At 71.4% G+C, this 10,855-nt stretch carries 9 protein-coding genes; all 9 read left to right on the plus strand.

The genetic code is table 11. The features are described from left to right. The first annotated feature begins 58 nt into the window (after positions 1-58). Genes argC through tyrS form a run of 9 tightly spaced genes read left to right on the plus strand, consistent with a single transcriptional unit; the run spans position 59 to position 8,993 of the window. Positions 59-1,087 carry an N-acetyl-gamma-glutamyl-phosphate reductase gene (argC, locus tag ACIBZJ_RS10285; protein ID WP_395927796.1) on the plus strand — a complete coding sequence of 343 codons (1,029 nt, stop codon included), beginning with the start codon at positions 59-61 and terminating at the stop codon, positions 1,085-1,087. Further along, positions 1,084-2,235: a bifunctional glutamate N-acetyltransferase/amino-acid acetyltransferase ArgJ gene (gene argJ / locus ACIBZJ_RS10290; protein ID WP_395927696.1), complete on the plus strand. Its 1,152-nt coding sequence runs from the start codon at positions 1,084-1,086 to the stop codon at positions 2,233-2,235. Before argC ends, argJ begins: the two co-directional genes overlap by 4 nt. Before the next feature lie 11 nt (positions 2,236-2,246). Further along, positions 2,247-3,149 carry an acetylglutamate kinase gene (gene argB, locus ACIBZJ_RS10295; RefSeq protein ID WP_395927798.1) on the plus strand — a complete coding sequence of 301 codons (903 nt, stop codon included), beginning with the start codon at positions 2,247-2,249 and terminating at the stop codon, positions 3,147-3,149. Then, positions 3,146-4,297 carry an acetylornithine transaminase gene (locus ACIBZJ_RS10300; protein ID WP_395927698.1) on the plus strand — a complete coding sequence of 384 codons (1,152 nt, stop codon included), beginning with the start codon at positions 3,146-3,148 and terminating at the stop codon, positions 4,295-4,297. Before argB ends, ACIBZJ_RS10300 begins: the two co-directional genes overlap by 4 nt. Further along, positions 4,294-5,214, plus strand: a complete 921-nt coding sequence (argF, locus tag ACIBZJ_RS10305; RefSeq protein ID WP_395927700.1) for an ornithine carbamoyltransferase — start codon at positions 4,294-4,296, stop codon at positions 5,212-5,214. Before ACIBZJ_RS10300 ends, argF begins: the two co-directional genes overlap by 4 nt. Next, the gene (locus ACIBZJ_RS10310) at positions 5,207-5,713 is read left to right on the plus strand and encodes an arginine repressor (RefSeq protein ID WP_395927702.1); all 507 of its coding nucleotides are present in this window, start codon (positions 5,207-5,209) and stop codon (positions 5,711-5,713) included. The genes argF and ACIBZJ_RS10310 overlap by 8 nt, the downstream gene beginning before the upstream one ends. Then, positions 5,710-7,134 (plus strand): argininosuccinate lyase, encoded by a 1,425-nt coding sequence (argH, locus tag ACIBZJ_RS10315; protein ID WP_395927704.1) that lies wholly within the window; start codon positions 5,710-5,712, stop codon positions 7,132-7,134. Before ACIBZJ_RS10310 ends, argH begins: the two co-directional genes overlap by 4 nt. Further along, positions 7,121-7,732, plus strand: coding sequence for a DNA-3-methyladenine glycosylase (locus ACIBZJ_RS10320; protein WP_395927706.1), 612 nt, complete (start codon positions 7,121-7,123; stop codon positions 7,730-7,732). Before argH ends, ACIBZJ_RS10320 begins: the two co-directional genes overlap by 14 nt. Further along, positions 7,716-8,993, plus strand: a complete 1,278-nt coding sequence (tyrS, locus tag ACIBZJ_RS10325) for a tyrosine--tRNA ligase (RefSeq protein ID WP_395927800.1) — start codon at positions 7,716-7,718, stop codon at positions 8,991-8,993. Before ACIBZJ_RS10320 ends, tyrS begins: the two co-directional genes overlap by 17 nt. The last annotated feature ends 1,862 nt before the right edge of the window (positions 8,994-10,855 follow it).

The following is a 10,855-nucleotide window of genomic DNA, read 5'->3' on the forward strand; positions in this document are numbered from 1 at the left end:
TGCATGAGAATCCATTGAAGTGCATACTCATGCGGTGGACCTTGGGCTGGAGGGCGGCATGCGCGTGCGGGTAGCCATAGCAGGAGCGAGCGGATACGCCGGCGGCGAACTCCTCAGACTCCTCCTCACCCACCCCCACGTCGAGCTCGGCACCCTCACCGCCGCCTCCAACGCCGGCACCCCCCTCGCCGACCACCACCCCCACCTCACTCCCCTGGCCGACCGCATCTTGGCCCCCACCACCGTGGACCAGCTCCGAGGCCACGACGCGGTCTTTCTGGCCCTGCCGCACGGCCACTCCGGAGAAATCGCCAACGCGCTCCCGCCCGAGACACTCGTCATCGACTGCGGCGCCGACTTCCGCCTCACCGACCCGGTGGCCTGGAAGCGCTGGTACCAGACCGAGCACGCCGGCACCTGGCCCTACGGCCTCCCCGAACTCCCCGGCGCTCGGGACAAGCTGCGGAACGCGACCAAGATCGCCGTCCCCGGGTGCTACCCGACGGCCGCGAGCCTGGCCCTGGTCCCGGCCTTCCACGCCGGCCTGGCCGAGCCCGACGCGGTCATCGTCGCCGCCTCCGGCACGTCCGGGGCGGGCAAGTCGCTCAAGCCGAACCTGCTCGGCTCCGAGGTCATGGGCTCGCTCTCGGCCTACGGCGTCGGCGGCGCCCACCGCCACACGCCCGAGATCATCCAGAACCTCAGCGCCGCGGCCGGCACCGACGTGAAGGTGTCCTTCACCCCTGTCCTGGCCCCGCTACCCCGCGGCATCCTCGCGACCTGCACTGCCCCCGCGAAGCCGGGCGTCACCGAAGAAGCCATCCGACGCGCCTACGAGACCGCCTACGGCACCGAGCCCTTCGTGCACCTCCTCGCCGAGAACCGCTGGCCCACCACGGCCGCCACCCTCGGTGCCAACACGGCCCAGATCCAGGTGACCCTCGACGAGGACGCGCACCGCATCGTCGTCGTCGCCGCGATCGACAACCTGACCAAGGGCACCGCGGGTGCCGCGGTGCAGTGCCTCAACCTGGCCCTCGGCCTGCCCGAGACCACCGGCCTTCCGATGACGGGAGTAGCACCGTGAGCGTCACCAGTGCGAAGGGGTTCCAGGCCGCCGGAGTCGCGGCCGGTCTGAAGCCCAGCGGCGACCCCGATGTGGCTCTGGTCCGCAACACCGGCCCGCTCGACGCCGCCGCCGGCGTCTTCACCGGCAACCGAATCAAGGCCGCGCCGGTGCTCTGGACCCAGCAGGTTCTCAAGGCCGGACGACTCACCGCGGTCGTCCTCAACTCGGGCGGCGCCAACGCCTGCACCGGCCCGCAGGGTTTCCAGGACACCCACGCCACCGCCGAGCGGGTCGCCGAGCGTCTCGGCATCGGTGCCGGCGACGTCGCGGTCTGCTCCACCGGTGTCATCGGTGAGCGTCTCCCGATGCACGCCCTCCTCAACGGCGTCGACGCGGCGGCCCGGGAACTCGGCGACGACGAGCTGAACAACGCCGCGAAAGCCATCTGCACCACCGACACCCACGCGAAGACGACCGTGGTCAGCGGCGAGGGCTTCACGCTCGGCGGCATGGTCAAAGGCGCCGGCATGCTCGCTCCCGCGCTCGCCACGATGCTCTGCGTCCTCACCACCGACGCCGTGGCCGACGCGGACACGCTCGACACGGCGCTGCGCGCGGCCACCAAGGCGACGTTCGACCGCATCGACTCCGACGGCTGCATGTCCACAAACGACACGGTCCTGCTGCTGGCGAGCGGCGCCTCCGGCACGCGCCCCACGGTCGACGAACTGACCCACGCGGTCCAGGCGGCCTGCGCCGACCTCGCCCGCCAGCTCATCGGCGACGCCGAAGGCGCCTCCAAGGAGATCGCGATCACGATCACCGGAGCCCACACCGAGGACGAGGCCGTGACGGTCGCCCGCTCGATCGCCCGCAACAACCTGCTCATGTGCGCGCTCTTCGGCAACGATCCCTACTGGGGCCGGGTGCTGGCCGCGATCGGCACCACCGACGCCACCTTCGACCCCGACCGCATCGACGTCTCGTTCAACGGCGTCCCGGTCTGCGTCAACAGTGCCGCGAATCCCGGGGAGACCGCCGTCGACATCTCGGCCCGGAACCTGGCCCTGGACGTCGACCTGCACGCCGGGGAACACACCGCCACGGTCCACACCAACGACCTGACATTGGCCTACGTCCACGAGAACTCGGCCTACACCTCGTGAGCGTCGATCACATGCTCTCGGCCCGGGACATCCAGAACGCCCAGCACAAGGCCAGCGTCCTCATCGAGGCACTGCCCTGGCTCAAGCGGTTCAACGGCGCGGTCGTCGTCGTCAAGTACGGCGGTCACGCGATGGCCGACGAGTCCCTGAAGCGCGCGTTCGCCGAAGACATGGTCTTCCTGCGTTACGCCGGCGCACGGCCCGTCGTCGTCCACGGTGGCGGCCCGCAGATCTCGACGATGCTCGGCCGCCTGGGTATCGACAGCGAGTTCCGGGGCGGCCTGCGCGTCACCACACCCGAGACGATGGACGTCGTCCGGATGGTGCTCGTCGGCCAGGTCGGACGGGAACTCGTCGGACTGATCAACGAGCACGGACCGTTCGCCGTCGGAATGTCGGGGGAGGACGCGCATCTCCTCACCGCCACCCGGCGCTCGGCCACCGTCGACGGCGAGCAGGTCGACGTCGGCCTGGTCGGAGACGTGGCGACGGTGAACCCGGCGGCGGTGTGGGACCTGATCGAGTCCGGACGGATACCGGTCATCTCGACGGTCGCGCCGGACGCCGACGGACAGGTGCACAACCTGAACGCCGACACGGCGGCCTCGGCCCTCGCGGTCGCGCTCGGCGCGCAGAAGCTCGTGGTGCTCACCGACGTGGAGGGTCTCTACACCCGGTGGCCCGACCACGACTCGCTGGTCAGCCAGATCGGGGCCGCGGAACTCGACGACCTGCTGCCGTCGCTGTCCGCGGGCATGATCCCGAAGATGGAGGCGTGCCTGCGCGCGGTGCGCGGCGGCGTGCCGCAGGCGACCGTCATCGACGGCCGCGTCGCCCACTCGCTGCTCCTGGAGATCTTCACCGAGGAAGGATTCGGCACGATGGTGGTCCCGACCCCGGAGGAAACGTCATGACCGGCCTGCAGGCCCGGTGGCGCGAAGCCCTCATGGACAACTACGGCACCCCCTCGACCGCCCTGGTCAAGGGCGAGGGCGCCGTGGTGTGGGACGACCAGGGCAACCGGTACGTCGACATGTACGCGGGCATCGCGGTGAACGTCCTCGGCCACGCCCACCCGGCGATCGTCGAGGCCGTGTCCACCCAGGTCGCCACGCTCGGCCACGTCTCGAACCTGTTCGCCAGCGTGCCGGCCGTCACGCTGGCCGAGCGCCTCCTGGAAAAAGCCGGCCGCGACGGTCGCGTCTACTTCTGCAACTCCGGCGCCGAGGCCAACGAGGCCGCGTTCAAGCTCTCCCGCCGCACCGGCAAGACGCACGTCGTCGCCGCCCAAAACGGGTTCCACGGCCGCACGATGGGCGCTCTCGCGCTCACCGGCCAGCCGGGCAAGGCCGACCCGTTCCGGCCGCTGCCCGGCCACGTCACCCACGTCCCCTACGGCGACGTCGACGCCCTCCGGAACGCGGTCACCGACCAGACCGCGATGGTCATCCTCGAGCCGACGCTCGGCGAAGCCGGCGTCGTCCCGGCGCCGGCCGGCTATCTGCAGGCCGCCCGTGAGATCACCGCGGACACCCTCCTCGTCCTCGATGAGGTGCAGACCGGCATGGGCCGCACCGGCCACTGGTTCCAGCACCAGTCCGAAGGCATCCAGCCCGACGTTGTCACGCTCGCCAAGGGACTCGGCGGCGGCCTCCCACTCGGCGCGTGCCTGGCGTTCGGCGCGGCCGCGGACCTCCTCGGCCCGGGCAGCCACGGCTCGACGTTCGGCGGCAACCCGGTCAGCTGCGCCGCCGCGCTCGCCGTGATCGACACGATCGTGACCGAGGACCTGCTGTCCCGCGCCAAGCACCTCGGCGAGCGGCTGCGCGCCGGCATCAGCCACTCGAGCGTCCGGGAAGTCCGCGGCACCGGCGCGCTCCTCGGCATCGTCCTCACCGACGACATCGCCAAATCCGCCGAAGCGGCCCTCAAGGAGGCCGGCTTCCTCGTCAACGCGGTGGCTCCGGGCGTGCTCCGGCTGGCCCCGCCGTTGATCCTCACCGACGATCAGGCGGACGCGTTCCTCGCGGCCCTCCCCGCCGCACTGGAGAACGCCCGATGACCCGCCACTTCCTCGCCGACGACGACCTCACCGCCGACGAGCAGAGCCAGATCCTGGACCTCGCCGCGCAAATGAAGCAGGACCGCCACCGGTTCACCCCGCTCGCCGGCCCCCGGAGCGTCGCCCTGCTGTTCGACAAGCCCAGCACCCGCACCCGGGTGAGCTTCGCGGTCGGCGTGTCCGAGCTCGGCGGCTACCCGCTCGTGCTCGACTCCGGAACCAGCCAGCTCGGCCGGGGCGAGACGATCGAAGACACCACCCGGGTCCTCGACCGGCAGTGCGCGGCGATCGTCTGGCGGACGTTCGGCCAGGACCGCCTCGAGGCGATGGCGAGCGTCAGCGCGGTGCCGGTCGTCAACGCGCTGACCGACCTGTTCCACCCGTGCCAGATCCTGGCCGACCTGCTGACGATCCGCGAGAGGTTCGGCACCACCCGGGGCAGGACCCTCACCTACCTGGGCGACGCCGCGAACAACATGGCGAACTCCTACCTCGTCGGGGGCGCACTCGCGGGCCTGAACGTCCGCGTCGCGGGTCCGAAGAACGCCCTGCCCGACGACCGCGTCGTCGAGCGGGCCAGGCGTCTGGCCACGGACAACGAGATCACGATCACCGACGATCCCGAGGCCGCCGCCGGTGCCGACATCCTCGCCACCGACACCTGGGTCTCGATGGGCCAGGAAACCGCGAGCAGCGCCGAGCGGCTCGCCACCCTGGCTCCGTACCGCATCGACGCCGCCGCCGTGCAACGGGCCCGAGACACCGCGATCGTGCTGCACTGCCTCCCGGCCTACCGGGGCAACGAGATCAGCGCCGACGTGCTCGACGGTCCCCGCTCGGCCGTCTGGGACCAGGCCGAGAACCGCCTGCACGCCCAGAAAGCACTGCTGACCTGGCTCGTGGAGCAGCATGAGTAATCCGGTCACGAAGGCGGCGCGGCACGCGCGTATCAGCGACCTGGTCCGGTCGACCCCGATCCCGTCGCAGACCGTGCTCGCGCGCCTGCTCGCCGACGAGGGCATGGCCGTCACCCAGGCCACGCTCTCCCGCGATCTGGAGGAGCTCGGCGCCGTGAAACTCCGCGGCGCCGACGGCTCCCCGGCCGCCTACGTCCTGCCGGAGGAGGGCGCCGCGCCGATGCGCCCGTCGGTGAGCCCGCCCGACCAACTGGTCCGGCGGCTGCAGGAACTCCTGACCGGCGCCGAGGCCAGCGGCAACCTGGTCGTGCTGCGGACTCCGCCCGGCGCGGCCCAGTTCCTCGCGTCGGCACTCGACCGTTCGGGGCTACCCGACCTCATCGGGACGATCGCCGGAGATGACACGATCCTCGTCATCACCCGCGACACCCACGGCGGCGAAGCCTTCGCCGCCAAGGTCCTCGACTGGGCCCACAATGTTCACCAAGGAAACCCGTGACTGAATCCACTACTCGCCTCTGGGGCGGACGCTTCTCCGGCGGCCCCGCCGAGGCCCTGGCCCGCCTGTCCGTGAGCGTCCACTTCGACTGGCGGCTCGCCCCGTACGACCTGGCCGGATCGCGTGCACACGCCCGCGTCCTCAACCGGGCCGGCCTGCTGACCGCGGACGAGCTGCACCTGATGATCAAGGCGCTCGACGAGCTCGAGAAGGACTGCGCCGAAGGCGCGTTCACGCCGACGATCGACGACGAGGACGTGCACACCGCGCTCGAGCGCGGCCTCCTCGAACGGCTCGGCGCACTCGGCGGGAAGCTCCGCGCGGGGCGGAGCCGCAACGACCAGGTCGCCACCGACCTGCGCCTCTACCTCCGTGATCACGTCCGGGGGGTGGCCGCGAACCTCACGAACCTGGCCCAGGCGCTCACCGATCAGGCCGAAGCGCACCGGACGGTGCCCGCGCCGGGCATGACCCACCTCCAGCACGCCCAGCCGATCCTGTTCAGCCACCAGCTGCTGGCCCACGTCCAGGCGCTGCTGCGCGACCTCGACCGGCTCACCGACTGGGACAAGCGCGCCGCGGTCAGCCCGCTCGGCGCCGGGGCGCTGGCCGGTAGCTCCCTCCCGCTGGATCCGGAAGCGGTCGCGGCCGAGCTGGGGTTCACCGCCGCCGCCCCGAACTCGATCGACGCGGTCAGTGACCGCGACTTCGCGGCCGAGTTCCTGTTCGTCGCCGCGCTGATCGGCGTCCACCTCTCCCGGATCGGCGAGGAGTTCGTCCTCTGGACCTCGCAGGAGTTCGGCTGGGTCACGCTCGACGACGCGTTCGCGACCGGCAGCTCGATCATGCCGCAGAAGAAGAACCCGGACATCGCCGAGCTTTCCCGAGGCAAGTCCGGCCGGCTGATCGGACACCTCACCGGACTGCTCGCCACGCTGAAGGCACTGCCGCTCGCCTACGACCGTGACCTGCAGGAAGACAAAGAGCCGGTGTTCGACGCGATCGAGACTCTCGATCTGCTGCTGCCCGCGCTCACCGGAATGGTCGCCACGATGACCGTCCACACCGACGTACTGGAGAAGGCCACGCCGACCGGCTTCGCGCTCGCGACCGACGTCGCCGAATGGCTCGTCCGCAAGGGCGTCGCGTTCCGCGACGCGCACGAGATCGTCGGTGCTCTGGTGGCGAAGGCCGCGCAGCGCAGCGAGGAACTCGACGACCTGACCGACGACGACCTGACCGAGGTCAGCCCGCACCTGGACCCGTCGGTGCGCGCGGTGCTCAACGTCGAGGGCGCCCTCCGGGCTCGCACCACACCCGGCTCCACCGGCCCCGAGGCCGTCGCCGCGCAGCTGGCCCAGGTCAAGGCCACCATCGAGCATTTCAGCACCTGGGCGCAGGAGCAGGTTGTCCCTCGCTGAGATCCTGGCCGGTCCGCCCGAGGACGCCGCACCGGCGCTCCTCGGGCGGTACGTCGCCGCGCACGGCGTCACGCTGCGGATCACCGAAACCGAGGCCTACGCCGGTACCGCCGGCGACCCGGCGTCGCACGCGTACCGGCAGCGGACCGTGCGCAACGCGAGCATGTTCGAAGGCCCCGGCACGCTGTACGTCTACTTCAGCTACGGCATGCACTGGTGCGTCAACATCACCTGCGGCCCGGTCGGCGTCGCCGCGGCCGTCCTCCTGCGCGCCGGGCGGGTGACCGACGGCCTCGAGACGGCCCGGAGGGGCCGCACGCTCTCCGACCGGGACCTCGCCCGCGGACCGGCGCGCCTGACCACCGCGCTCGCGATCGACCGGAGCGCGGACGGAACCAATCTGCTCGACGGGCGCGGCCCGCTCGTCCTGCTCGATCGGTCGGACCCGGTGGAGCACATCAGCGCCGGTCCGCGCACCGGCGTCTCGAAGGGCGCCGACACCCCCTGGCGCTTCTGGATCACCGGCGACCCGACCGTCAGCCCGTATAGACGTTCGCCCCGGGCTGCGGCGGTAGGGAATGATGCTCTCCGTGAGTGACTTCCTCGACGAACTGCGCTGGCGCGGTCTGATCGCCCAGACCACCGACGAACAGGCCCTGAGCACTGCACTCGACAATGCTCCGCTCACGGTCTACGCCGGATTCGACCCGACCGCCGCGAGCCTGCACGCCGGGCACCTGGTCCCGTTGCTCACGCTGCGGCGTTTCCAGCAGGCCGGCCACCGCCCGATCGTCCTGGCCGGCGGCGCCACCGGACTGATCGGCGACCCCAGCGGCCGCTCGTCCGAGCGGGTCCTGAACACACCCGAGCGGGTGCGCGAGCTGGTCGACGCCCTCCGGCCGCAGCTGGCCAAGTTCGTCGACTTCGAGCAGGGCGCGATCCTCGCCAACAACCTCGACTGGACCGCGTCGGTGTCCGCTCTCGACTTCCTGCGTGACGTCGGCAAACACTTCCCGATCACCCAGATGCTGTCCCGCGAGTCGGTCGCGGCCCGCCTCAACTCCGGCGGCCTCAGCTACACCGAGTTCAGCTACCAGCTCCTGCAGGCCAACGACTACCTGCAGCTCTACCGCGACCACGGCTGCCGCCTGCAGATCGGCGGCAACGACCAGTGGGGCAACATCACCGCGGGCCTCGACTACATCCGCCGCGTCACCGCGAACGACGGCGGCCCCGCGCACGCCCTCACCGTGCCGCTGCTCACCAACGCCACCGGCGAGAAGTTCGGCAAGAGCACCGGCGGCGGTTCGGTCTGGCTCGATCCGTCGTTGACCAGTCCTTACTCCTGGTACCAATTCTGGTTCAACACCGACGACCGCGACGTCGTCAGCCGCCTCAAGACGTTCACGTTCCTCGACCGCAAGGAGATCGAGGAGCTCGAGGTCGCGGCCACCGAACGCCCGGCCGCGCGCCTCGCGCAGCGTCGCCTGGCCGCGGAGATGACCACGCTGGTCCACGGCTCCTCCGAGACCGAGGCGGTCGTTGCCGCGAGCGGCGCACTCTTCGGCCGCGGCGAGCTGCAGACGCTGCCCGCCGCGACCCTGCGTGCGGCCCTGTCGGAGGCCGGCCTGCACCAGGTCTCGGGAGAGCTGCCGTCCGCCGCCGCGCTGCTGCACGCGTCCGGCCTCGCGTCGAGCCTGTCCGACGCACGTCGCACGGTCCGCGAGGGCGGGGCGTACGTCAACAACACGAAGGTGACCGACTCCGAGGCGTCGCCGGCCCGCGAGGACCTCTTGCACGGCCGGTGGCTGGTCCTGCGCAAGGGCAAGCGCACCGTCGCGGGGGTTGAGGTCGTTTAGTTTTTACGCCTGCCCGGCGGGCGCCGGGCGCTCCCGCGTCCGGCGCGCAGGGGAGGCTCCGCGTATCGCGCGGCCCCGCCGTAGTGCCCGGGGCCGCGTCCTCACTCCGGCCAGTCCGCCGCGGCCGGGCCGCCGCCCAGTGCGGTGAGCCCGAGCCGTCCGGGGTAGCGGGGGCGGGCCGGTGTGGTGGGCCCGGGCCGTCCGGGGCAGTGCGGTCAAGCCGTCCGGTGCGGTGAGCTCGAGCCGTCCGGGGCAGTGGGGGCGTGCGGGGCCGTGAGCTCCGGCCGTCCGGGGCCGTCCGGGGCCGTCCGGGGCAGTGCGGTCAAGCCGTGCGGTGAGGTCGGGCCGTCCGGGGCAGTGGGGCCGGTGCGGTGAGGTGAGCCCGAGCCATCCGGGCAGCAGGGTCCGGCCGGCCGGGGCGGGTCAAGCCGTCCGGTGCGGTGAGCTTGCGCCGTCCGGGGCGGTGGGTTCAATCCGACCGGGGTGGTGACACCACGCCCGGGCGGTCGGGGCGAGCTCGGGCTGTCCGGGGTGGTGAAGCCCGGGCTGTCCGGAGCGGTGGGTTCGGGCCCGTGGCGGATGGTGGGTCCGGCCCGTGCGGGGTGGTGAAGCCCGGGTCGCCCGGGGCGGTGGGTTCAGACCGGCCTGGGGCGGGGAATTCGATCCGTCCGGCCCGGTAAAGCCTGGGCGGACCGAGGCGGTGAGCTCGGGCCGCCCAGCGCGAGGAGGTCGATCCGGGCCCGCCCGCCGCTTGCGATGGGTGTGGTGGGTTGTGCGGGGGTGGGCAAGGTCGTCGCCGCTCGCGGCGAAGGTGTCGGGGATGGGCGGGTCGCCGCTGCTCGCGGTGAGCGTGGTCGCTGTGCGGGGTCAGGATCGGGCCGCTTGTCCACAGCCTCCGGGGCAGTTCGGGTCAGGCCGCGTCCGCCAGTGCAAGGCCGAGTGTGGAAGCCGGCCGTCCGGCCACTGGCCGCCGGGCTGTCGAGCCGCCGGGCCGTCGGATCGTCGGCAGCAGACGCGGCGTTGTCGGTCAGCCAGTCCACAGCCCTCAGGCAATCCGACGCCTGGTCGCCTGCGACGCAAAGCGAGGTGCGGAAGCTGCCGACAGCCGGCGTGCCGGCTGTCCGGCAGCAGCTCGGCGCACGGCAGCAGCTTTGACACCGCCAAGCGACCTCGCGCCGGCCCTGGACGCCTGCGGCGACATCGCCAAACGGCCGGACGTAGCCGCAGAAGGCCGCCCGCACCCCGCCCCAGCGGTAGCCGGTCGACGGACGGGGCCGGACGGGCCGCACCCCACAGAAGATCCCGGACGGGCCGCGCGCCCCGCCGACGACCGTTGACGGGCGACCGACGAGCCAAGTGTGGCGCGGACCACTCTTCCCGGGTTTGCGGATCCCCGACGAGCCGCGTAGATTTCGTCAGGCCCGCAGGGGAGACGGACACGATCTGGTGCGCAAGCGCCGGGGTGGACGGCCCGCGGGAAACCAGCTGATCGAGCCGGTAAAGCCGGAACGTAACGCTGTGTGCTGGGCGAGGCGGCGGATTTGGCGCCGCGAACTCGACCGGATACGCTTGAAAAGCCCGATCGAACAATCGGCGCGAATTTGGCGCCGAAGCTCCGGTCGAGCTAAGCTGGAAATGCGAAAGCAATTTCGGCGGCCCGATAAAGAAACAGAGCGAATTTGGTGCTGCGGAATGTGTCGGGTACGGTTGGAAAGCGCTAGACGGTAGGGAAGCAAGCCCCGACGGAGCCTTGGCGGGCCGAGATGGTGCGCGTGTGTTGTTTGAGAACTCAACAGTGTGTTTGAAAGTTAGTGCCAGATGTTTTACCTCGTGCCCACGGTTGTGGGTTCAAGGTTCCTTTG

The organism is Cryptosporangium sp. NPDC051539, from assembly GCF_044454545.1.
Classification (GTDB): domain Bacteria; phylum Actinomycetota; class Actinomycetes; order Mycobacteriales; family Cryptosporangiaceae; genus Cryptosporangium.

Coding starts and splice junctions, on each gene's coding strand:
- argC (WP_395927796.1), top strand. CDS start 59: ATGCGCGTGCGGGTAGCCATAGCAGGAGCGAGCGGATACGCCGGCGGC.
- argB (WP_395927798.1), top strand. CDS start 2,247: ATGCTCTCGGCCCGGGACATCCAGAACGCCCAGCACAAGGCCAGCGTC.
- ACIBZJ_RS10300 (WP_395927698.1), top strand. CDS start 3,146: ATGACCGGCCTGCAGGCCCGGTGGCGCGAAGCCCTCATGGACAACTAC.
- argF (WP_395927700.1), top strand. CDS start 4,294: ATGACCCGCCACTTCCTCGCCGACGACGACCTCACCGCCGACGAGCAG.
- ACIBZJ_RS10310 (WP_395927702.1), top strand. CDS start 5,207: ATGAGTAATCCGGTCACGAAGGCGGCGCGGCACGCGCGTATCAGCGAC.
- tyrS (WP_395927800.1), top strand. CDS start 7,716: ATGCTCTCCGTGAGTGACTTCCTCGACGAACTGCGCTGGCGCGGTCTG.